Annotated in this window: 20 protein-coding genes and 1 riboswitch; of the genes, 6 read left to right on the top strand and 14 right to left on the bottom strand. The window is 50.2% G+C overall.

Annotated elements, in window-relative coordinates:
• Positions 1–27: 27 nt before the first annotated feature.
• Positions 28–1,653 (bottom strand): serine/threonine-protein kinase, encoded by a 1,626-nt coding sequence (locus L3556_RS07390; protein WP_277866653.1) that lies wholly within the window; start codon positions 1,651–1,653, stop codon positions 28–30.
• A gap of 303 nt (positions 1,654–1,956) precedes the next feature.
• Between L3556_RS07390 and yqeK the strand changes: the two genes are divergently transcribed.
• A complete protein-coding gene (gene yqeK / locus L3556_RS07395) occupies positions 1,957–2,553 on the top strand; it encodes a bis(5'-nucleosyl)-tetraphosphatase (symmetrical) YqeK (protein WP_277866654.1) in 597 nt (198 codons plus the stop codon).
• On the opposite strand, the gene L3556_RS07400 is transcribed toward yqeK, so the two are convergent.
• From L3556_RS07400 to L3556_RS07410, 3 genes are all read right to left on the bottom strand, one after another.
• Entirely contained in the window at positions 2,550–3,494 is a 945-nt protein-coding gene (locus tag L3556_RS07400) for a sirohydrochlorin chelatase (protein WP_422110775.1), read from the bottom strand. The two genes, yqeK and L3556_RS07400, sit on opposite strands and share 4 nt — an antisense overlap.
• Positions 3,495–3,636: 142 nt before the next feature.
• A riboswitch (adenosylcobalamin-variant (AdoCbl-variant) riboswitch) is annotated at positions 3,637–3,742 on the bottom strand.
• 69 nt (positions 3,743–3,811) lie between these two features.
• Positions 3,812–4,474 (bottom strand): ComF family protein, encoded by a 663-nt coding sequence (locus L3556_RS07405; protein WP_277866655.1) that lies wholly within the window; start codon positions 4,472–4,474, stop codon positions 3,812–3,814.
• Between the two features lie 91 nt (positions 4,475–4,565).
• The gene (locus L3556_RS07410; protein WP_277866656.1) at positions 4,566–4,838 is read right to left on the bottom strand and encodes a YkvA family protein; all 273 of its coding nucleotides are present in this window, start codon (positions 4,836–4,838) and stop codon (positions 4,566–4,568) included.
• 54 nt (positions 4,839–4,892) lie between these two features.
• Between L3556_RS07410 and L3556_RS07415 the strand changes: the two genes are divergently transcribed.
• Entirely contained in the window at positions 4,893–5,654 is a 762-nt protein-coding gene (locus L3556_RS07415) for a hypothetical protein (RefSeq protein ID WP_277866657.1), read from the top strand.
• A gap of 13 nt (positions 5,655–5,667) precedes the next feature.
• Here L3556_RS07415 and tpiA read toward each other — a convergent pair whose 3' ends face one another.
• Complete coding sequence (tpiA, locus tag L3556_RS07420) at positions 5,668–6,396, bottom strand: triose-phosphate isomerase (protein ID WP_277867613.1); 729 nt, start codon at positions 6,394–6,396, stop codon at positions 5,668–5,670.
• 72 nt (positions 6,397–6,468) lie between these two features.
• On the opposite strand from tpiA, the gene L3556_RS07425 reads away from it, so the two are divergent.
• Complete coding sequence (locus L3556_RS07425) at positions 6,469–6,972, top strand: hypothetical protein (RefSeq protein ID WP_277866658.1); 504 nt, start codon at positions 6,469–6,471, stop codon at positions 6,970–6,972.
• 137 nt (positions 6,973–7,109) lie between these two features.
• Here the strand turns inward: L3556_RS07425 and L3556_RS07430 are convergent, their stop codons facing one another.
• The 5 genes from L3556_RS07430 to L3556_RS07450 all read right to left on the bottom strand — a co-directional run bounded on the left by L3556_RS07430 (position 7,110) and on the right by L3556_RS07450 (position 14,382).
• A complete protein-coding gene (locus L3556_RS07430; protein ID WP_277867614.1) occupies positions 7,110–9,647 on the bottom strand; it encodes a glycogen/starch/alpha-glucan phosphorylase in 2,538 nt (845 codons plus the stop codon).
• A gap of 242 nt (positions 9,648–9,889) precedes the next feature.
• Positions 9,890–11,080 (bottom strand): TRC40/GET3/ArsA family transport-energizing ATPase, encoded by a 1,191-nt coding sequence (locus L3556_RS07435; RefSeq protein ID WP_277866659.1) that lies wholly within the window; start codon positions 11,078–11,080, stop codon positions 9,890–9,892.
• Between the two features lie 87 nt (positions 11,081–11,167).
• Complete coding sequence (locus L3556_RS07440) at positions 11,168–11,785, bottom strand: DUF8166 family protein (RefSeq protein ID WP_277866660.1); 618 nt, start codon at positions 11,783–11,785, stop codon at positions 11,168–11,170.
• Entirely contained in the window at positions 11,782–12,501 is a 720-nt protein-coding gene (gene rph / locus L3556_RS07445) for a ribonuclease PH (RefSeq protein WP_277866661.1), read from the bottom strand. The genes L3556_RS07440 and rph overlap by 4 nt, the downstream gene beginning before the upstream one ends.
• A 108-nt stretch (positions 12,502–12,609) precedes the next feature.
• Positions 12,610–14,382: an ABC transporter ATP-binding protein gene (locus L3556_RS07450; protein ID WP_277866662.1), complete on the bottom strand. Its 1,773-nt coding sequence runs from the start codon at positions 14,380–14,382 to the stop codon at positions 12,610–12,612.
• On the opposite strand from L3556_RS07450, the gene lpxA reads away from it, so the two are divergent.
• Positions 14,381–15,241 (top strand): acyl-ACP--UDP-N-acetylglucosamine O-acyltransferase, encoded by an 861-nt coding sequence (lpxA, locus tag L3556_RS07455; protein WP_277866663.1) that lies wholly within the window; start codon positions 14,381–14,383, stop codon positions 15,239–15,241. The genes L3556_RS07450 and lpxA overlap by 2 nt on opposite strands.
• A gap of 36 nt (positions 15,242–15,277) precedes the next feature.
• Here lpxA and L3556_RS07460 read toward each other — a convergent pair whose 3' ends face one another.
• Positions 15,278–15,736, bottom strand: coding sequence for a hypothetical protein (locus L3556_RS07460; protein WP_277866664.1), 459 nt, complete (start codon positions 15,734–15,736; stop codon positions 15,278–15,280).
• Positions 15,737–15,894: 158 nt separating this feature from the next.
• On the opposite strand from L3556_RS07460, the gene L3556_RS07465 reads away from it, so the two are divergent.
• Positions 15,895–16,395 carry a hypothetical protein gene (locus L3556_RS07465; RefSeq protein ID WP_422110754.1) on the top strand — a complete coding sequence of 167 codons (501 nt, stop codon included), beginning with the start codon at positions 15,895–15,897 and terminating at the stop codon, positions 16,393–16,395.
• A 104-nt stretch (positions 16,396–16,499) separates the two neighbouring features.
• Here the strand turns inward: L3556_RS07465 and gyrB are convergent, their stop codons facing one another.
• A complete protein-coding gene (gene gyrB, locus L3556_RS07470) occupies positions 16,500–19,727 on the bottom strand; it encodes a DNA topoisomerase (ATP-hydrolyzing) subunit B (RefSeq protein WP_277866665.1) in 3,228 nt (1,075 codons plus the stop codon).
• A 134-nt stretch (positions 19,728–19,861) separates the two neighbouring features.
• Between gyrB and miaA the strand changes: the two genes are divergently transcribed.
• A complete protein-coding gene (gene miaA, locus L3556_RS07475) occupies positions 19,862–20,773 on the top strand; it encodes a tRNA (adenosine(37)-N6)-dimethylallyltransferase MiaA (protein WP_277866666.1) in 912 nt (303 codons plus the stop codon).
• Between the two features lie 15 nt (positions 20,774–20,788).
• On the opposite strand, the gene L3556_RS07480 is transcribed toward miaA, so the two are convergent.
• A complete protein-coding gene (locus L3556_RS07480; protein ID WP_277866667.1) occupies positions 20,789–21,835 on the bottom strand; it encodes an amino acid ABC transporter permease in 1,047 nt (348 codons plus the stop codon).
• Positions 21,816–23,525 carry a hypothetical protein gene (locus L3556_RS07485; protein ID WP_277866668.1) on the bottom strand — a complete coding sequence of 570 codons (1,710 nt, stop codon included), beginning with the start codon at positions 23,523–23,525 and terminating at the stop codon, positions 21,816–21,818. Before L3556_RS07485 ends, L3556_RS07480 begins: the two co-directional genes overlap by 20 nt.
• Positions 23,526–23,572: the final 47 nt, after the last annotated feature.

A 23,572-nucleotide genomic window follows, 5' to 3' on the forward strand; every position in this document is an offset into this window, starting at 1 on the left:
ATTAGGGCTAAATTTAGGGATGGCTGATTACTTCGGTAGTTTGGTAAACCAACTTTTCTTTGCCATGTCCAGTTGACCTTGAAGGACACCCGTGGCACCGGTTAAATCTGCCCCACTTAAATCTGCCCCCTGCAAATTGGTTCGGGAGAGAGATGCTTCCCGGAGAATGGCTCCCTTTAGGTTGGCATTACTCATATCTGCATTTACAAAATAGGCAGCGGTAAGATTTGCTCCTGCTAAGTTTGCTTGCCGTAGATTGGAGCGACCAAAATTGCAATTGGCAAGAATAGCATCTTTGAAATCCACATTTTCTAGTTTGGCATTGGCAAAATTACAGCCCGATAAATCATATTTACGCAAAACTAGGTTGGATAGATCCGCATCTACAAAATCCTTTTGACCTTGGCGGTAGGCGTTGGCTAATTGGGCCGCTGTATATCGCTTAGCCTGGTTCCCCATATCTCCAGGGCGCAAACGACCCGTATTAGAAGCTAGGGGTAAGCGTCCAGTCAAGGGGCGATCGCCGCCGAGGTTGCCATCACCCATGCGGGATTGACGATAGCGGGCGGCCTGGGCATTGTTGCTCACCGAAGAGGCATAGCTACTTTTATTACTGCTTCTTCCCTGAGAATTTCCCTGGGAGCTGGGGGAAGGGGATTGGCGGCGAGGTGGTGCAGACAATGAACCACTCATGTCCTCATACTGATCATCTTCGGACGTCGAGGAGGGCTGGGCCTGCAAATCTCGAACGATGTCTAGGGCATTTTGATAGCGATTTTTAACGGAATCCTCCAGCATTTTGTCTAAAATCTGGGCGAGGTGATCCGAAATTTGAACATGGTTCTTCCATTTCCATTCCCCGGTGCGATTATCCCGCTCAATTTCCTTGGGAGATTTACCCGTGAGTAAATAAATACAGGTTACCGCTAGGGCATAAATATCACTGGCATAGACGGGCCGCATTGCCATCTGTTCGGGGGGAGCGTAGACCGGGGTTCCCACCGCAAAGCTTGTGAAGGTACTCAATTCCGGGGCACCCTCAACCATGGCCTGGGTTACTTTATCTTTGACGGCCCCAAAGTCAATCAAAACGAGCTTATTGTCAATTTCCCGTCGAATGAGGTTAGCTGGCTTAATGTCTCGGTGGATCACCTCACATTTATGCAAATAATCAAGGATTGGCAACACTTCCAAAAGCACTTGGATTACGTATTGTTCATCTTTCGCCCCAAAGCGTTTTACTTCTTGCTGAAGGGTAAGACCGGCAACGTATTCTTGGACTAAGTAAAACTCACTTTCTGCTTCAAAGTAGGCTAAAAGTCGGGGAAGTTGGGGATGGTTGCCCACCTTGCCAAGGGTTGTGGCTTCCCGTAAAAATAATTCCCGGGCCATGGCAAGAATATGGGGGGCAGAAACGGCAGGCCGGAGTTGCTTAATCACACAGGTGGGATTTCCGGGCAGCTTTACATCAATGGCTAGAAAAGTCGTCCCAAATCCACCCCGCCCTAAAACCCGTACCGCTTGGTATTGGTCTTGAAGTAGTAAAGATGACCCACAGGCTTCACAATTTCTTAAGCCATCGGGATTGTCAGGTTTGACACAATTTGGGTTTAGACAATAACTCATGGGATGGTGCAGCGTGAGGGTAGGCAATCAATCTAAGACCATGATACCTGCAATGCAAAAAATCCTCCCTAAGGAATGGATGAGAAAAGTTGGCAGACTCCGTATATTTACGATACCGTTTCTGGTAAGAATTTACCTATCCGTAAAATTACGGAAGTTCTAGGGCGGTGGGTTGACAAGAAGCGGAGTGGATAGACTTTTTAAGTCTGGGTTAACCCTATGTTTGGATCAACCCTAATGTCTATAGGGATTGTTAATATGGTAATAGATTAGGATCAGAGAACGGTTGCATTTTCTCCTAGGGCAGGGCTAATGGTTTCCTTTGTAAGGATGTCTGCATATTCCTCTGGGATCGATCGTCCAGAAATTTTAGGCTGGCTGGAAAAACATGTTCCAGCTCCCCGTATCCACCATATCCTACGGGTTGAAACCATGGCTGCTGAACTGGCAGCCCGCCATGATCTAGATCCAGCGGAAGCTGCCCTAGCTGGGTTATTGCACGATTTGGCTAAATATTTTCCCCATGAAAAATTGATTAATATGGCGGAGGCGGCGAAGTTAGATTTGGGACCGGTGGACTATAGCAATCCCCATTTACTCCATGCGGATGTCAGTGCCCTTGTGGCTCAACAGGAATTTGGCATTGAGGATGAACGTCTTTTAGGGGCGATCGCCAACCATACTCTGGGGCGACCCAATATGGATGCCCTTAGTTGCGTTGTCTTTTTAGCTGATAGCTTGGAACCGGGTCGGGGCGATACTCCCGAATTAAATTCCCTACGTCAGATTGCCCAAACCAATCTCCATCGGGCCGTATGGCGGGTGTGCGATCGCACCCTCTACTTTCTAGTGAATCAATCTCGGTCTATCCACCCACGCATGGTCTTAACCCGAAACTGGGCCATGGAGCAGGAACATCAATCCTAGGGCACTTGCCAAATGCGCTGGTGATAGGCATCTAAATCATCTAGATTAGGGCCGCCATGGTGGTGATGGCCATGGCTAGAGTGGGGGTGATCATGGCTGTGATTATGGTCGTGGTGGCTATGATCATGGCTGTGGGGAGTCCCCTGACTGAGGGCAGAAAGGCGAAATTTACAGGCTTCACAGTTCATCTTCACCTCTCCCCGCTGGGTTTCCAATTCCCGCTGCCGAGTGAGATAAAACAATTGGGGATGTAAACCAATTTCCGGCAACTCTACACATTCAATGTCTGGATATTGGCTCTGCTGTTCAGCGGTAATCCGTTGGATCTTTTTGACGAGGGCACCGGTAAACATAAAGTGGGGCAGCACAATAATTCGACGGGGATGGTAAAGACGGGCGCGGGCAAAGCCTTCCTCAAGACGGGGATGGGTAATGCCAATAAAACAGGTTTCTACGGTACGATAGCGGCTGCCTTCCCAGAGCATTCGCGCTAATTTGAAAACATCGCCATTGGCATCGGGATCACTGGAGCCACGACCCACCACCAGCAACACTGTGTCTTCCCGGGAGATTCCTTGGGGATTGTGGTCAGGATGATCTAAGGCATCAAGGCGATCGCGCCAGAGGGCTAAAATTTCTGGGCTAATGCCGTAATGCCGTCCGTAGTGAAATTGAATCTGGGGAAACTGTTGTCGGGCGCGATCTAGCTCATTGGTGACATCAAACTTATTGTGGCGGGCTGCAAATAATAAAATGGGAAGGGCGGAAAAGTCGGTGTATCCCTGGGCAACACAATCCTGGATTACTTGGAAAATAGAGGGTTCCGTCAATTCTAAAAAGCAGGGAAAGACTGGGCGGCTGGCATCTAACTCCTGGTATTTCTGAACAAACTCAAGAAAACAATTTCGACCATGGTCGTCTCGGGTGCCATGGCCAATCATGAGTAAGGGACGGGGAAAGACTAGGGGAGGTAGCTGAATGTTTGCTGTTAACGATGGTAGGGCCACCGTCGCCGACTCATCGACAGATAAGACCACTGAATAACTCCATTCCTGTGCAACGCAGGATCATAGAGTGAAGATGCAGCAGGTTGGTGTTCTGACTGAGGAGCTAACTCTGTTTAGCGTTAACTCTATTCACAGTTGCGGCACAGTACCAGACTTTCACTGGTTTTCCCAACGGGCTACCATTCACTAATAACGCCCTAATCATAACGAATTGGGGATCTGTCTGTCTACAGCCCTGTGGGCCCTTGAGGTTAGGCGTGATGGGTTCCTTGGGGTGTAGCTGCCACCACAATGACTCCACAGACAGAGATATTGTGGGACTGAAGGGTTTGGGCCGCAGTTTGAACCGTGGTTCCTGTGGTGTAGATGTCATCACAGAGGAGAACGTGGTGATGCCTCTTTAGACCTGAACCAAGGCGAAAGGCATTCATGGCATTCCGTTGGCGATCGGCGAGGGACAGCTGAAACATGGCTAGGGTATTTTTCTGGCGAATGAGGCCTTGGGGTGCTAGGGGTAAACCGGTGATGCGACAAAACCCACGGGCAATGAGTTCTGCCTGGTTAAAGCCCCGCTGCTTCAGTTTTTCTGGGTGGAGAGGAATTGGTACCACGGTGATTGCTCCCGTTGGCCGGGTGGGGTTAGCCAACCAGGATTCGGCTAACCATTGTCCGAATAACACCCCTAGTTCAGGATGCTGATCATACTTGAGATGGGCGATCGCCCGTTTCAGGGGGCCACCATAACTGCCCCAGGCAAAAAGGGGAAATAAACCCCGGCCATTCAAGAGGGATGATTTGAGTTGACAGGTCTGTAATTGTCGCTGGCAATGGCCACAGATCAACGCTGGACTACGACGACCACAGCAGGGACAGGGATTGACAAATAGTAGCGTCCGCAGCGATCGCCAAAACACCCCAAGCTCCTAGACTCAAACTCTTATACCCAAGTTTCTAGACCTAAGCTTCTAAATCATGCATCTAGCAAGGTATTGTATCTTGTCAATTCTAAATCGATTCTGCACTCACATCTACGGTGGGGCCATCCCCAGGAACCTCCTGTTTGGCCTTTTTATTTTTGAGGTGCTCCACTGCCATTTGGGTGATTTCACTGGCTAATATGATCAAAACGGCGGCATCATCCAATTGACCCACAATGGGAATTAAATCCGGGGCAATGTCAATCGGACTCAAGAGATAGATTAAACTTCCGCCAATAATAAACCAGCGATACTTGGGATGACGCAGGGTGTTGCGATACCAGTTATAGAAAGCGGTCATGGTTGGATTGTCCTCAACAGTCTTCCTAAATTCTGACATACTGCATAGGAGCTGGTGGTACGGAAAGCCGCCCCAGAATTAGCCAACGCTCTACCCATGGATCAAGAAATACAAAAAATGATGAAATTATTAATGATTAGTTTACGCATTGCCCCAGCCCAAGAAGCGGCCTTTACGGAGTTTTACCACCATTCCTATATTCCCAAGCTCCTGGAGGTGGTGCCGGAAATTCACAGGGCCCATCGCTACGAAGAATATGGTGTGGCCGGTAGCCTGAAATGGTTTACGAAACGATTTTTAACAATCTATGAACTGGCAGCAAATATCAGCTTAGATGATCTCAATCGGGCCCTCGATCGCCCAGGCCGGGAAGCGGAAAAATCGGAATGGCAACGCTGGCGAGGGGAGGGGCTAAGGGATGTGAGCCACACCACCTATGAACAAATCTATGGCCACGATCGCCGCCCCCTGGATGGCTGGTTTGGCCGTCGTCCCTTTTTCATGGTAACGGTTGAGGTCAAACCGGAGGCAGATCAGGAGTTTCGCACCTGGTATGAGCAGGTTTATTTACCCAAAATCATGGCGGATGTACCCAGTTGGGCCGCCTGTCATCGCTATGTTAGCTGCGATCGCCAACCGATCCACTATCACACCGTCTATGAGACCCAAAGTTTAGCAGATTTGGAGGAGTCCTTTGCCCTGATGCGGGCCCCCTACCGCTATAGTTCCAATGCGGATTGGGATCACTGGGTCGGCCCAGCCATTACGGAGCAAGATGCCTCCAGCTACCGACCCATTTACTGCCGCCCAAACTAGACTAGGCCCCAAACTAGGCCTGATAATTCACAATCCGCGCAAAACTATCGGACTTGAGGCTGGCTCCTCCCACCAAGACCCCATCAATTTCCGGCTGGGCCATAATGGCATCAATATTGCTGGGGTTAACGGACCCGCCATACTGAATGGGGACATCGGTATTGGTCAACTGGGAACGAATTAAACCCACCACCCGGTTGGCCTCATCATCGGCACAGGTATCCCCAGTTCCGATCGCCCAGATGGGTTCGTAGGCAATCACAAGATTGGTCTGATCAACCTGTTCTAATCCTTTCTTTAACTGGCTTAAAATATGAGTCTCCGTTTCACCAGCATCCCGTTGTGCTTTGGTTTCGCCCACACATAAAATCGGTGTAAGACCATGGGCTTGGGCCGCTTTTGAGCGTAAATTGACGGTTTCATCGGTTTCGCCAAAGTATTGTCGCCGCTCACTATGGCCCACCACCACGTAACGGACACCCAACTCCCGTAGCATCGGCGGGGAAATTTCTCCGGTAAAGGCACCATTATCCTGCCAATGGACATTTTGGGCACCCAGGCGGATTCTGCTTCCGTGTAAATTTTTAGATAGGGTGGAAAGGGCTGTAAAGGGGACACAGAGGACGATTTCCCGCTCCCCTGGGGCTGTGTCGATCTCATGAACAAAACTAGAGAGAAAATCTAACGCTTCCACCTGGGTTTTGTGCATTTTCCAGTTGCCAGCGATAATAATACTGCGCACCGATCCTTTCATACCTCCCACGTATTCAGTTCATCTACACTACCATGAAGGCCGGCCAATCTTGTTTGATTTATGTCTATTCATATTAAAATTCTTCCTTTCTTTCTGGCGATCGCCATTGGCATCGTTGGAGCCGTTATTCTCTCCCAATTACAGATTAGTTTTTGGTGGGAACCTAATATAGTGGATGCACCCACGCCCCTGATTGAAGCTGAACCCACCACCACCCCCACCGCCCTGCCACCGCCTATCCCACCCCAAGAACCCCAACGGGATGGCCTCAGGGTGAGTAATCAAACCAGTTACCCCCTACGGATTGTTCTCCTTAACTACAGCGATCGCTCTAGCCAAGAGGAACACACGACCCATTGGGATTTTGCACCGATGGAAGGAAATATCCAAGGGTTGTTACTTTCCCTACCGGAAGGCAACCTCCGCCTTAAGTCTGGGGATATTTTAATGGCCTTTAGCCTGGATGGATCAAAGCGATACTGGGGGCCCTACATCATTGGTGAGTCTCAACAACTTCAGCAGGATAGCCAAACCCAGGAATGGCAATTGACTCTCCGCCCCTAAAAAATCACCCCTAAAAAAATCCACCCTAGGGCTGAAATAGTGTCCTCAGGGTGGAGATGAATCGCTGGTTGTCAATAAGTTGTCAACAGGTTGTCAGCACTTTGAACGTTTAGGATGCATTGATCTTTAACGGATCTTTAGCGTTTATTTACTAGGGGTTGGCTCCCTGCCAAGGAGGGGCGACAGGCTTCCAGGGAAACGGGAACAGGCTCCACCCCCCAGATGTCCTGGCAGTACTGGGAAATGGTGCGATCGGAGGAGAATTTACCCATGCGAGCAACATTTAAGATCGCCATTTTTGTCCAGCGATCCTTATCTCGGAAGGCTTCTGCCGCCTGCTTTTGGCAGTCCACATAGGATTGATAATCCGCAAACAGCATATAGGGATCGCCATAGAGGAGGGAATCCACAATGGGAGCAAATAGACCCGGATCCCGGGGACAGAAATAATCAGAAATGAGGCTGTCAATCACTTTTTTCAGCATTAAGTTACTGTTGTAGTAATCCATGGGATTGTAACCCTCTGCCTTGAGACTCATCACCTCTTGGGCTGTTAAACCAAAGAGGAAAAAGTTCTCTGGGCCCGCCTCTTCCCGGATCTCCACATTTGCCCCATCCAACGTACCTATGGTGATGGCACCATTGAGGGCAAACTTCATATTTCCGGTTCCCGATGCTTCCTTACCGGCGGTGGAAATTTGCTCGGAAAGATCGGCGGCAGGATAAGAAATTTCCCCTAGGGATACGGAATAGTTATTCAGGAAGACAACTTTTAAGCGACCATTGACATCACTATCGTGGTTAACCATATCCCCCACGGCATTGATCAGCTTAATCACCATTTTGGCCATGAAGTAGCCCGGAGCCGCCTTACCACCAAAGATAAAGGTGCGGGGTTGAATGTCAATACTGGGGTTAGCCTTGATCTGCTCGTAGAGGGTAATAATGTGCAACACCATTAGATGCTGCCGCTTGTACTCATGGATACGCTTAATCTGCACATCAAACAAGGAGTAGGGATCTACCTCAATCTGGTTATTTTGCCAGATATAGTCCGCCAGGCGTTCCTTGTTGGCCTGTTTGATCTGTTGCCATTCTGCCCGGAATTCTGGGCGATCGGCATGGGCCTCTAATCCCCTCAAGTCGTCTAGATGCTTCACCCAGCGATCGCTGCCCAGGGTTTTGGTGATCAGGCCAGAGAGTTGGGGATTGCTCAATAGCACCCAGCGGCGAGGGGTAACCCCGTTGGTTTTGTTCTGGAATTTATTGGGGTACATCTCGTAGAAGTCCCGCATCAGTTCCTGTTTAATCAATTCCGTGTGCAGTTCCGCTACCCCATTTACCGTATGACTGCCCACACAGGCCAAGTGCGCCATGCGAATTTGTTTGTGCCCCCCTTCTTCGATCAGGGACATACGGGCCAAACGGGCGTGGTTCCCTGGATAGCGGAGACGGATTTCATTGAGGAAACGATAGTTGATTTCGTAAATGATCTCCAGATGGCGCGGTAGCAGGCGGCCAAACAAATCCACCGACCATCGTTCCAGGGCTTCTGACAGTAAGGTGTGATTGGTGTAGGCAAAGGTGCGCTGGGTAATATCCCAAGCCTTTTCCCAGGTTAAGAAGTAGTCATCCACCAGCAGGCGCATGAGTTCGGCAACGCCAATGGAAGGATGGGTGTCGTTTAGCTGAATGGCGGTTTTCTCTGGGAAGGCATCAAAGGTTTTGTGTTTCCGCAGATAGAGGCGAATAATATCCTGCAAGGAACAGGCGACAAAGAAGTACTGTTGTTGCAACCGCAGTTCTTTTCCTTGGAGGGTGTTGTCATTGGGATAAAGAACCTTGGAAATATTCTCGCTAAAGGTTTTATTGGAGACGGCTTGGGTATAGTCTCCAGCATTAAACACTTGTAGGTTGAAATCCTGGGCAGCCCGGGCACTCCATAGCCTCAGGGTATTGACCGTATTATTGTCGTAACCGGCAATGGGAGTGTCGTAGGGGGTTCCATAGACGGTAGTCCCAGCAATCCAGCGCACGCGATAGTGGCCCTGGGGATCGGTGTAGGCCTCGGTGTGGCCACCAAATTTAACTTCAACATTGTAGTCGGGGCGGGCAATTTCCCAGGGGTTGCCAAAGCGGAGCCAGTTATCGGGGACTTCGTGCTGCCAGCCGTTGGTAATGATTTGCTCAAAGATGCCAAACTCATAACGAATTCCGTAGCCCACCGCTGGAATTTCTAGGGTGGCCAGGGAGTCTAAAAAGCAGGCAGCTAAACGGCCCAGTCCACCATTACCTAGTCCGGGTTCCGGCTCATGTTCCATCAGCTCAGCCAGATCTAAGCCAAATTCCCCAAGGGCTTTTTGGGTTTGCTCGTAGAGTCCGACGTTAATCAGGTTATTGATCAGCAATCGCCCAATCAAAAATTCCGCTGATAGGTAGTAAACGACCTTGGTATCTTCCTCGAAGTAGGTTTGGGCAGTCTTAATGCGTCGATGCAACAGGCGATCGCGGACGGTGTAGGCCAGGGCCATAAAGTAATCGTAGGCTGTGGCGAAGGTGGCATCTTTTCCCTGGATGTAGTGCAGGTTATCCACAAAGGATCGCTTCAGGGTACTGACGGTCATGCCGGTGCGATCGCTTTCAATATAGAGATCACAAACCTCTGCGGGATCCATGGGGTCAGGACTGTTGGCTAGATTTTCATTCATTAAAGGAGTGGTGCGATCGGCGAATGACTGTCCCCCGGAACTGCCACCGTTTGTAGTTTGATTGCTCATTAGGCTCTCTGCGTGGAATCGTGAAATCTTAAATAACTTACATTAAGGCTAATACACTTTAGCCAAAAGTACCTTAGAATACCAGCCACAAACCTTAATAATTACTTAAGCTCTGCGATCTCATTCCGGGAGATTTTCGGCTAGCTGTGGGCTGGAGGGGTGGCAAAACGAATTTTCAGATAGTCATCTTCCATTTTTGCGCCAACGGGCTGCATCGCTGCCAATCCCTGGGGAAGCACCATGTTCCGGCGATGATTACCAATGCGAATATTCAGTTCATCGGCACTTTTATTGAGTTCGACCTTTTCTTTAGGAATACCGGGCAAGTAGAGTTCTAAACTGTATTCCCCTTCTTCTTGGCGCACCCGAATCGTTTGCTCTTTGTAATAGACCTGGGCTGGATCTTCATCGCCATAGAGAACCCCCTTGAGGCGATCGAGGGCGGCTAGTCCACAGAGTTCCTCGGCAAAGAGGGGGACTTCTTTTACCGGCAGGGGACGGAAATTATCATGGATTTCTTGGCGGTATTGCTGCTGGGTGGCTTTCCAACGACTAAAGAAGGGATCATTGACCGTTTCCGGAATAATCCGATTGGCAATCACCAAATCCGTGGCCACATTGTAGAGACTGAGGTAGGCGTGGGCCCGCAGGGATTCCTTGATCACCATTTTTTCGGGGTTGGTGACGAGGCGGACAGAGGTTTGGGTATTGTCCGTCAAAACCTGCTCTAGGGCCTCAATCTGTTCGTAGAATTCGTAGGGGGCATCCATGACTTCTTTATCTGGCAGGGAAAAGCCAACGAGGGGCTTAAAAATCGGCTCCACAATGGGGCGCAGCGCCACGGACATCCGTTGCAGGGGTTTATAAAAACGGCGCATATACCAGCCACTCACCTCCGGTAAGCTCAATAGGCGGAGGGCGGTTCCGGTGGGGGCAGAATCAATAATCAGGACATCGTACTGGGCTTCATCGTAGTGGCGTTTCATCCGCACGAGGGCAAAAATTTCATCCATGCCAGGCAGAATGGCAAGTTCCTCCGCTTGCACTGCTTCTAGACCTCGGGCTTGGAGAACTTGGGTAATGTAGCGTTTGACCGCTCCCCAGTTGTCTTCCAGTTCCATTAGGGCATCGAGTTCCGCCCCCCAGAGGTTTTCACAAACAGGAGCCGGGGCGTGACCCAGTTCAATGTCAAAGCTATCCGCGAGGGAATGGGCTGGATCGGTACTCAGGACAAGGGTTTTGTAGCCTAATTCGGCACAGCGTAGGCCGGTGGCTGCGGCAACGGAGGTTTTGCCAACACCGCCCTTACCTGTCAATAAAATTACGCGCATTGAGGCCCTTAAATGAGTGAGTAGTGAATGGAACTATCCGTATTTTGGCACTTTTCCCCTAAGGTGACCTAGGGCAACCGGATGCAATCAGCGTAAGCTACCTAGGGTGTGTTGCCAAGCCAATTCTTTACTGAGAATTTCCAGGGCGCGGCGATCGCTGGGTTGAAATAGGGGTGTAATGGTTCCTAATATCTGACTGACTAGGGGAGAAGCGTAGCTACCCCCGGAATTTAATAGATGGGCATAGTAGCAACATTGGGCTTGGCCCTTGGCGTTGTGATGGAAGACCCGTAGGTCGTCCTGGGAGAGTTGCCACACGGGGGTATTGACGGGGACGACGGCCGCTGGAATCCCCTGTTCGCCGTACCGTTGCCCATCGGGGGAGGTAACAATGGTGCCGATGAGGACGATCCAGAGGAGGGTGCGGGTTTCATAGATCAAATCGGGGGTGAAGGTGGCATCCGGTTCGCTACTGAGGCGGGGACTGGTGCTATTAAATTGGGGATTGAGAAGCTGGGAATTGTAAATCACGCCGATGGCCCAATGACGCTGGCTGTCTTCTAATTTCACAAAACTGCCAAAGCCATAATCCTCTGGTTGGGGAGGGGAGATCACCTCTAGGGAATCGTCAATCTGGGCAATGTAGTCACAGTGGGAATTGGATTTAACAATTTTGCCAAGGCGACAGGGTTCGGAATGATTCATGATTCAAGGGCGACTTTTTGGGCAAGGATGAGATCTTTAATGCCCTTCTCCGCCAGATCTAAAATATCCAAGAGTTGGGCACGGCTGAAGGAGCCATCTTCGGCGGTTCCCTGCACTTCGAGGAGTTCCAAGGATTCGGTCATGACCACATTGAAGTCCACACTGGCGGCCACGTCTTCGGGATAATTTAAGTCTAGGTAAAGCTGATCCTCAATTAAGCCGATGGACACTGCGGCAATGTGCTGGATCAGGGGCGATCGCTGGAGGAGATTTTTTTCTAGCAGTGTGGCGATCGCATCGGCTAGGGCAATAAAACTGCCGGTAATGGCGGTGGTACGGGTTCCGGCATCCGCCTGTAAAACATCGGCATCCACGATCAGGGTACGCTCTCCCAAAATAGAAAAATCCAGGGCGGCCCGTAAACTGCGCCCAATCAACCGTTGAATTTCCTGGGTTCGCCCCGAAAGTTTCAGCCATTCCCGTTCCTGGCGTTGGGGGGTTGCCCCCGGTAGCATCCGGTATTCAGCGGTTAACCACCCCCGCCCCGTTCCTTCCAAAAATCTAGGCACGCCTTCGCGGATACTGACATTACATAGCACTTGGGTTTGACCACAGCGGGCTAGGACAGAACCAGGGGCAAACTGGGTGAACTGCCGTTGAAAACTGTGCGATCGCAACTCATCCCACTGCCGACCATCTGGACGCTGCCATCCCATAGTTACTCCGTTAGTTTTAGGGTGTTAATGTAGGGTGCAAACTAAATGCGTTACCAATTCTAGCTAATTCCCAGTCTTTTCCCCTAGGCGATAGATCATTGCAATACATCATTGCAAGCGGGACTCCACTTGATATTGCTCCCACAGGGATTGGTACAGGCCCGGTTGCTCCACGAGTTCACTATGGGTTCCGGTTTGAATAATTCGCCCCTGATCCATCACCAGCAGGCGATCGCAACAGGCCGCGGCCGCTGCTAATTGATGGGAAATAAAGATCACGGTTTTTTGTTGGCTGCCAGACTGGAGGGCCTGGAGGATTTGGGTGGCGGTTTCGTTGTCCACACTGGCCAGGGAATCATCCAAGACGAGGATGGGGGCATCAATCAACAGGGCCCGGGCTAGGGCGGTGCGCTGGCGTTGGCCACCGGAGAGGGTAATACCCCGCTCTCCCACGGCGGTCTCATACTGGCGGGGAAAGTTAAGAATTTCCTGGTGGATTTGGGCTTGGGTGGCGGCGGCCTCAACCAGGGGATGATCCGCCTCAGGATTGCCATAGCGGATATTGTTTCGCAAACTGGTACTAAATAGAAAACTTTCCTGGGGTACGTAGGCGATCGCCCGGCGCAGATCCACTAGGGAAATATCCGTTAGATCTATGCCATCTAGGAAGAGTTGCCCCGGTTTAATGTCCAGTAGATGGGGGAGGGTACTGGCCAACGTGGATTTACCACAGCCAATGGGGCCGACAATGGCCACGGTTTCACCCGGCTGAATCTCAAAACTGAGGTGGTCTAGGGCGGGATGGGTCGTTCCCGGATAGGTATAGCTGAGGTTCACCCCCCGTAAATGACCCCGCACTGAAGATAGGGGCAGGGCGATCGCCTGGGGATGGTCTTGAATCAGTGGCTCCACCGAAAGAATCGCTTCAATGCGATCTATACTCACCTCCCCCCGTTGGTAGGCGGTAATCGTAAATCCAAGCAAGGCCGTCGGAAAAATTAACCGCTCAATGTACAGAAGCAGGGCAATAAAATCTCCCACCTGAATCGTATTGGCGGCAATCATGCGACTGCCAAACCAAAGCAGAATTAATAAACTGAGGCTCACCATGCCCCCCAACAGGGGAAATAGAATATTCCGGGTTTTGGCTAGAACTAAATTGCTATTGAGGAGGTCTTGGTTGAGACGGCGAAATTGGCCCTGTTCATTCTCTTCCTGGGCATAAATTTTAATCAGGGCAATCCCGCTCATGTCCTCTTGGATCAAATCACTCAGGTCGGAAAGGGCCTGTTGCACATCCAGTTGCTCCGCCCGAAGACGTTCACTGAACCCCAGCACCAGCACGAGGACGGCCGGATAGACGGAAATTGCCCCCAGACTTAGACCCGGATGGATCGCCAGCATTACTGGCAGGGTGAGGGCATAGGCAAAAATGGTATTGACAAAGCTGAGAACCGCAAAACCAACGAGACGACGGATATTATCCACATCACTGGTGGCTCGATTAATCAGATCCCCAGCCGTATTGCGCTGGAAATAGGCCGGCTCCATTTCCAGCAAGTGATCAAAGATCTGTTGCTTGAGATCAAACTCCACTTGCCGGCCCACCCCAAAGAGCCACATCCGGGATGCCATGCGAATCAGCCACATGAGAGAAGCTAAGACCAGCAGCAAAACGACGTAAAAGACAACCCGCTGAAAATCAAAGACATCCTGCAACTCATCAATGGCCGTACCAATAAGCAGGGGTAAATAGGTTCCGACAAGATTCACAATAAATAATGCGACAATTCCGGCCCAAACGGTTTTTTGATGGGGGCGTAAATAGGTGAGGAGCTTCTGAAAACGGGAGAAACGGCCCGAACTTGCTTTATTTTCCATGAATTTTTTTCGAGATGATCCAAGTATCCTAGCTCTAGTATCCTTGATCCAAGCTGAGGGTATTTATATTGGGCAAGTTGTGGGTATTCATCCAAGTGCAGTGATTGAAGAGGGAGCCACCCTAGGTGAGAACGTGGCTATCAGTCCCTTTTGCTATATCGATCGCCACGTACAGTTAGGGGCAGGGTGTGTGCTTGGCCCCCACGTGACGATTTTAGGCCATACGACCCTGGGTAAGGATTGCCGAGTTCATGGTGGCGCAATTATTGGAGATATTCCCCAGGATGTGACCTATCAGGGCGGAGTCAGTTATGTCACTATCGGCGATCGCTGTATCTTGCGAGAAGGGGTGACGATTCATCGGGGCACAAAACCGGAGGCTGTTACCCAGGTGGGGAATGATTGCCTATTAATGGCCCATAGTCACTTGGCCCATGATGTGCAGATTGGCAACCAGGTGATTATTGCCAATGGCGCCCTAGTGGCAGGGTATGCCCATATTGGCGATCGCGCCTTTATTAGTGGTAATTGCCTAATCCATCAATTTACGCGGGTGGGTCGGTTGGCCATGCTCTCCGGTGGCACCGCCGTCCAAAAAGATGTTCCCCCCTTTGCCATGACCCATAGCCTCAGCCGCAATACAATTATGGGTCTGAATGTGGTGGGACTGCGCCGCGCGGGTTTTACGACGGAAGAACGCCAATTACTGAAGGCCGCCTTTACGATTCTCTATCGCTCGGATCTCAATACCACCCAGGCGATCGCCCAGTTAAAGGACATCTTTCACTCCCCCCTCGTCACCGAACTCTGGCAGTTTATTGAAACGTCCCAGCGGGGAATTTGCAACTTTATTCGTTGATCTTTAGCTCTATTCTTGCCTTAGTGGGTTTTGATCCTAGGGATCCACCTCTAGCAAGATACAGCGATTATTCCCCACGGGTTGATCAACTTGTTCGTAGAGTAAATCGATCCAGATCTCATCACTGTAAGGATGGCGACTGGTGACATAAAAGAGCCAATGCTGATCCAGACCCAAACTCTCCCGAAAGCGCATCATTTTAGGGGCAGATATGATCCTATGGGCAGCTAGGGCGGGTTTCCACTGATCAATGATACCCACGGCAATGGAAAACATCTGTCCTTCGGCATTTTCCAATTGAATCACCGCATCAATGTAAAGACTTTCCCACCAATTGCCGGGATCCCTTAGATCCAATCCCCGGGCATCCATCTCGTCAATCAGTTTCGGTAAATTTGCCTTAATAAACGTTTGGGCATGGTGAAATTCCGGTAGGGGTTGCAGCACCTTGAATTGTTGGGCCGTCTTATTGAACCAGAGTTTGTGGTAGGACATGAACCGTTATTCTCCACGTAAAGCCAGCGATCGCAGGAAAAAATTTCTAGGATTAACCCATCTGAAAATCTAAAACCTATCCAGCATACAGTAATTGGGCTGGCAGGTTGATCGGCTTCTTTACCTTACCGCAGCAATGAGAATGCTTACGAGATTGATTGGTTGGCTTTGATCAGGGGGAATACACCCAGGCGATCGCGGGATTCTCCCCTACCGCCCTCCAGGGCCGACCCACGACAATAGAGATACAGGGAAAAGAGGTCTGCATCATGGATTACATCTACCATCTTAGTAACGCCAGTCTAACCCTGCGTGTGGTGCAATTTTTGCATGAATATGCCAAACTTCCGGTTCAGTTTGTCACAGTCATTCATCAAGTTGACGGTTGGGTGGTGAGGGTCAAAATGCTCTCCCCCCTAACAGACCAACAGGCAGGAAATTTTAGTGCCTTCTTAAATGAGCTAGGTTTTGCCTATATACCAGGCATTTCACTAAAAATGGCCCTCTGGGCCCTAGAGACCGGCCAACCCATTGTTGAGGTGATGCGTCGCTATCAAGTGGCGATCGTTGCCCACGGTTGTCCTGATTTTGAAGATATTGAAGCCTTCCGTAAGCAGTTTATTCAGGGCCTTGGCTACTGTCCCGAAACTTTAGCCTAATTGAACGACGGGTCTAATGATTGGGGAATTTGAGGGGGCGATCGCGGGGGACGTTTGTGCGATCGCCCATTGAACATTCAGTATCTTAGATATCTAACAATATCTTAAATATCTAAGTTGGCTAGGGCGAGTTGGGGGCCATAGGTTTCAATAAATTCTCGGCGGGGGGCAACCCGATCGCCCATGAGAATCGTAAAAATGCGATCGGCTTCGGCGGCATCGTCAATTTCGACCCGCTTCATCATCCGTGTTTCTGGGTTCATGGTGGTATCCCAAAGTTGCTGGGGCATCATTTCCCCTAAACCCTTAAACCGTTGAATGGTGTAGTTGGCATTTGCAGGAAAACTGGCAATGTGCTCTTGGAGTTGGCGATCGTTATAGCAATAAAAATGCTGCCGTCCCCGCTCCAGTTTATATAAGGGTGGGCAAGCAATATACACAAAACCCTGGTCAATAATGTCCCGTTGATAGCGGTAAAAAAAGGTGAGCAAAAGGGTACGGATATGGGCCCCATCCACATCGGCATCGGTCATAACAACAATGCGATGATAGCGCAGTTGGTTAGAGTCAAAATCTTCTCCCTTAATACCTAAGCCTAGGGCGGTGATCAGGGCATGAATTTCATTGTTTTTATAAATCCTGGCATCATCAGTTTTTTCAATATTGAGAATTTTACCCCGCAGCGGCAAAATTGCCTGGAAACGGCGATCGCGACCCTGCTTCGCACTATTATGAACAAATACCCCACTGGCTAAGGCAAAGTTATGGGTGTGGGGAACCTCCAGATCATAAACATCTATCGGCTCATCCAGAAATTCAATATCCAGAATGCGGTGATTATAATTCTTGACGGCTTCCTCGGCTAATTGTTGATCTCCATTAAAGTAACGCTGACAGAAGCTATCAAAACGGAGCAGAGACCTATCTTTACTCTCACATCGGAATGCTTGATAGGCATCCAAATCTACAAAACCCTGTTCAAATTCAATCTTCTTGAGCGCGGCCAAGGTTTTAGAATAATAGGTTTTTTGAAGTGCCTTGCGCCGCTTTGCGCGAAACTCAGGAGTCCACTGTTCCTTAGTCTTCTGTTGTCGCCATTGGCGTAGGTTTTCATCCTGCCATTGCTCAACCGCTTTCTTAGAATAGTCTTGGCGTACTTGGGGATGGGATTCAAAATACTGCCTGACACGCTCTGCCTGCTCTGAGCGATGTTCTGAATGACTCCAATATTGACGCTGCGCTTGGTTTAATACTTCATTATTTAGTTTTTGATAATCAGGATTATTCTCATAAAAGTTCTGCCACTGCGCTTTCATGTAGGCCTTATATTCCGGATCTTGCCACTGAAGCTTTGCATTCTCCGATAAGCGTGCTCGTGTGGCTGGCTCTTTCATCCTTAAACTCATACTGTGACGAAAATCATCACTTTGGCGAATCTGCCGACACTTCTGTTTCACCTCATCTCGGTGGAGCGTTTTTGAAATATGCTGACGATGTAAAGCCAAATGATCTTCAGCCGTTAAGCGAACTAGATTTGTTGGATCATTATTTCGCTTATTGAAATCAATGTGATGGCAATGTTCACCCGCAGATAAGGTATAAACTCCTTGCCAGCGATTATGCCAATCTGCAACTAAGTGAGTAAATAGCCAGCGATCAGAGCGCGGACTCCAAACCATTTCATAACCATCAATGGTAATTCCTGGCTCCTGGGTACGGGATAGTTTCCGATACAGTGGCATTAATGAATCAGAGGGCGTAAGATCAGCGGCCGCTTTGTAGTTGCCATTCCGTAGCATGAAGCGATGGTCAGGGGTACAAATAAGCTGCTGACCATTGTCCAGGGTTATTTTGATCACTTTGGCATTGGTTTTTGTGCGGCGCACATTGATCAACCGTTCAATCCCAATCGTGCCATCATCCCGAATCGTATATCCGAAATGCTCCTTACCATCCACCTGCTCTTGAATTAACTCTAAGAAACTCAGATGACGACCATCGGCTAAGGCAACCTGGGTATTTCCGGCAAAGCAGCCACCAGCAGAATCGCCTTCCACGATGAAAATTTCTGACTCTGCCGGAATTCGGGAGCTACAATCGGCTAATTTACCGGGCAATGTAGACGATTCTAAAACCGACTTGCGCCGTACCATTTCCCGGGCCCGGCGAGCCGCCTCCGCCGCATTAAAGGCCTGAATCGCTTTTTCTAGAATACTATCGGCAACATTGGGACGAAAATCTAAATATTCCGTTAGGGTTTCGCCGACAATGGAGTCTACAATGCCTCGAACTTCGGTATTGCCCAGCTTTGTTTTTGTCTGTCCTTCAAATTCAGGATTAGGAACCTTTACGGAAATAATCGCTGTTAGCCCTTCCCGGATATTCTCACCAGCAAGATTGGAGTCATTTTCCTTGATCTTGTTGCGCTTGCGCCCAATGGTATTGAGAGTGCGGGTCAAAACTGCTTTCAACCCCTCTAGGTGGGTTCCACCATCAATGGTACGAATATTATTGGCAAAGCCCATCAGGTTTTCACTATAGGCATCGGAACACCACTGCAATGCCGCTTCTACCTGGACATCATTCTTCTCACCCTGAACAAAAATAATTTCTGGATGGAGGGGATCCTTATCCTGGATCATGTACTGGATGTATTCCTGAATCCCCCCCTCATAGCAAAAGGTTTCATCTAGGGGGCTTTCCGGGCGACAGTCTTTGAAATGAACACGAATACCCGCATTCAGATAGGCTAACTCGCGGATGCGATTCACTAAAATCTTGGACTCAAAGACAATGGTATCGGTAAAGATCTGGCGATCGGGGAAAAAGGTGATGGCGGTGCCTCGGCGCGACTCACTATCGGGGGTACTTTCGAGTATTCCTAGGGGAACGCCCCGTTCATAGCGTTGATGATAAATCTTTTGATTCCGCCAAACGGTGACTTCTAACCATTCGGAGAGGGCATTGACGACGGAAACACCCACGCCGTGCAGTCCCCCGGAGACTTTGTAGCCCCCATCCCCAAATTTACCGCCGGCATGGAGAACGGTCATCACCGTTTCAACCCCAGACACCCCTGTATCGGGGTGAATATCCGTGGGAATGCCGCGACCATCATCCTGAACTGTGACGGATCCATCGGCATTGATTTGCACGAGTACATTATTACAGTGGCCTGCGAGGGCTTCATCGACGGAATTGTCCACCACCTCGTACACTAGATGATGGAGACCCTTGGGGCCCGTACTACCAATGTACATACCGGGCCGGGTACGCACCGGTTCCAGTCCTTTGAGGACACGAAGTTGGGCGGAGGAATATTCGCCGGTCATGAAGACTCCCTAACTGCGACTAGAATCAAGCTAGGTCTAGATAAACCTAAGGAAATAACAAATCCGACCTAAATTTTAGCACAGAAGGGTTACAGGCGATTCTAGTAATTTTAGAGGCATTAATTGAATAGGGGATGGAACCGGGGTTAATTGTCATTGGTGGAGCTACAGCCACGGGCAAGACTCGTTTGGCGATCGCCCTGGCCCAGGCCTGTCATACGGTTATTTTGAATGCCGATTCCCGCCAAGTCTACCGGGGACTAGATATTGGCACGGCCAAGCCTTCACCCCAGGAGCAGCAGCAGGTTCCCCATTACCTTTTAGATCTGTGTCCACCGGATCGTACCTTTACCCTGGCGGATTATCAAACCCAGGCCCAGGACTTGATCACCACCTTACATGGCCAGGGAATTACGCCTATTTTAGTCGGTGGTACCGGCCTCTATATCCGCTCCATTACCCAAGGGTTGGGCATTCCTCGTGTGCCTCCCCACCCTGTCCTGCGATCGCAGTTATCGGCCCTGGGTCAAGATTTGATTTATCAATGGTTAGGCAACATTGATCCAGCGGCAACCCAACGGATTCACCCCCACGATCGGGTGCGTACTTTACGGGCCCTAGAAGTCTACTATGTCACCGGGGAACCGCTAACCCGTCAGCAAAGGGCTTATCCCCCCGCCTACCGGATTGATTATTTTTATCTGGAGCCGCCTCCCTTGGACATCTATCGCCAGATACTGCATCAACGAACGGAGCAGATGCTTGAGATGGGTTGGTTGACAGAAATTCAAAACCTAGGGGCCACCTACGGCCGGGATTTACCGCTACTGAGCACCCTGGGCTATCGGGAAATGGGGCAATATCTCTGGGGTGATCTTTCCTTGAATGAGGCGATCGCGGCGACTGTTAACCACACCCGTCAATTTGGTAAACGTCAATGTACCTGGTTTCGCTCTGAGACCCGGGCGATCGCCCTAGGATGGCCCAGCGATGTCAGAGTCCTCCTTGACCACCTGAAAACGTCTGGAACATTAGCTCAAAATTAAACTAGAGATCAAAATTTATTCCAGACGGCGACTCATGCGTGAGAGACCAAAGCAAAATAGCCAGTAGATCATGCCAATAAATAAATACACTTCGTTGTATCGACCTAAAAACTGGGGTTGGGCCAAAACAGAGCGGGCAATACCCGTCAGTTCTAAGAGGGCAAAAAGGGACAAGAGGGCTGTGTCCTTAAAGAGGGCAATAAACTGACCAGCGATCGCCGGAATGGCAATCCGTAGGGCCTGGGGTAAAACCACTAAACCTAAGGTCAGTAGCGGATTTAAGCCTAGAGACTGGGCGGCTTCCGTCTGTCCCTTAGGAATGGCCTGTAATCCCCCTCGCACATTTTCCGCCAGATAGGCCGCATTAAATAACACCAACCCGGCGATCGCCCGCAGGAGCCGATCCCATTGCCACCCCTGGGGCAAGACAAGGGGAACCATAATTTGGGCCATAAATAAAATGCCAATCAAGGGGAGACCCCGCACCAGTTCAATATAGCCCGTACTTAAAAGTTGCAGAATGGGTAACTCCTGACGTTGGCGGGCCACGGCCAAGGCCACCCCCAGGGGAAAGGCCAATACCGTACTGCTAAAGGAAACTAATAGGGTCAGCAATAAACCATTCCAAAGACTGGTGGGCACCGTTGCCAAGCCCAAACCACCACCAATGAGCCACAGGGCGATCGCCGAAATAAACGGTAACGCCAAAAGAATGGAACCTAACCGCCGTTTTTGATGGGCCCAAAGAGCGGTAGCCACCGTGCCCAAAATGAGAACGAGGAGTACCCCCAATCGCCACCATTGATCCTGGGGATAGCGGCCCACAAAAAAGCGGGGAAAATTCTCCTGAATCACCCCCCACTGGGCTACCCCGAAACTCCAGTGGAGCAGATTGCCCCCACCCCAAGCAATGAGCAGTAAACACCCCAGGGTTAGGAGGGAATTTAGGGGGCCACTGAATAGATTTTTCCGCAACCATTGGCGAAGGGTAAGGGCAACAACAGCGGGAGGTAAGGCACTAGATTTGATCATGGCGATTTGATCATGGCAGCCAACGGGCATGGAGTCCTGGGGCAACTAACTCCGGTGATTTAATCGTTAGGACATCGGTTTCTGGATTGTAGTCGAGGGGAAGAAGCCAAATATCCTGCTGGGATGGTTCTGGTACTGCCAATTCCGTAGAGTCTCGTTCCAGTTTCTGAAGTTCTGATTCTTCGTTAGCCAAGACGGGTAGCATGGCGTTAGTCAGGGTATAGGGTTCAGCGGCAGGGGATTCTGGGCTATAGGATTGGTTTTCAAGGTAGGGATTTTCCAAGAACCAATCGGTCATGTCATCCCGAGGCGGTTCAATCGCAAGTTCCTCTAAATCCCCATCCAGATAATCTTCAGGGGCACTGGTGGGACTAAATTCTTGGCTCCCTTGCTGTTCTAGGGGAGATGCTTGGCTGCGATCAAATGCAATGGCGGAGCCATCGGGGGCAAGGCTAATTTGAATTTCCTGATATTGGTTAAATTCCAGCAGTCGGGTGACAGATCCATCTTCCAAATCGATCAGCACAAGGTAGGGCTGTTCCCGATAGTCTTGATCCTCCGTCAATTCAGTGAGGACACAGTAGAGAAATTTACCTAGGGGATCAAAGGCAGCAGTCAGCAAAGAACCGTTGGTTTGCAAAAGTTCCCTGGATACGCCTTGGTTATTGACGAGGAATAGGGAGCGGCTAAAATCTGGATTAAATCGCACTAGGGCGGCGGTGCGGCCATCCCGACTAAAGCCGAGAACCATGCCAAACTGGGGCAAAAAGTCTAACTGACTGGTGGTGGTCTGCTGACCATCTAGGGGTGAGAGGGCAATCCCCTGGCCTTGGGCAATCACCAGGGTTTCATTATCCGGTGCAATTTGAAAGTCTCCGGCAGCCACTTGATCTAAGCGGCGAGGTTGATAGCGGCGATTCAAGGCCCATAGAGAGGTTTCATTCAGATTTTGGCGATTGACCCGCTGAACCACAATGGTTTGACCGTCGGCAGAAAGATCAAACTTGAGAATTTGGAAGTCCCGATTATCTAAGATGAGTTCGATTTGACCCGGTTCAATGGGGGATCCCTTGGGTTGCTCGGGGGCATTGAAATACAGGCCAGTGGATGCGGTGTAGAGTTGGGGGTCAAAACCATTGCCATTGTCCCGATCTGTGGCGGAAAAGAGGATGCGATCGCCAGCGGGATAGGGCTGAAAATCAAACACCCGTAGTTCGGGAGGAGTCAGAAATATCTTTTTTTGGAGTGTAAGATTGTTGAGGATTAGGCGACCCTCCTCTACCCCGGTTCCCAGGTACACTAAAGCCCGATCTCGGCTGCGGAATTGTCCCTGGAAGGGCTGCATATCCGTTGGATTAGTGTTGGAGGTAGCCCCCTCTAGCTTCAATTGGAACGCCTGGCCGTAGGGGATGGGTTGCAGGAGGGTATAGGCAAGGCGACGACCCGACCAACTCACTTTACCGGGGAGGGGCGGATCAATCACTAAGTTTTCCTGCACCGAAGGCCAATCCATCTGGCGATTGAAACTGAGAATAAAGGCTTTATCTTCGGCTCCCACCTGCCGATCTTGCCAGCTAAACTCCCGCACCTGGGGCAAGGTTTGATCCCCTCCCCACAGCAACAACAAGGTCAGCACAAAGGCGATCGCCAAGACGGACAGGGCTGCCCTATCTAGGGGTTGGGGAAAGGTACGGGACGGAGATCGACGCAAACTATACATAAACTATAGGAGTGAGAGTGATTTGAGGGTTCGCTAGACCATCGAAC

It is taken from the genome of Candidatus Synechococcus calcipolaris G9 (assembly GCF_029582805.1).
GTDB classification, from domain to species: Bacteria; Cyanobacteriota; Cyanobacteriia; order Thermosynechococcales; family Thermosynechococcaceae; genus Synechococcus_F; species Synechococcus_F calcipolaris.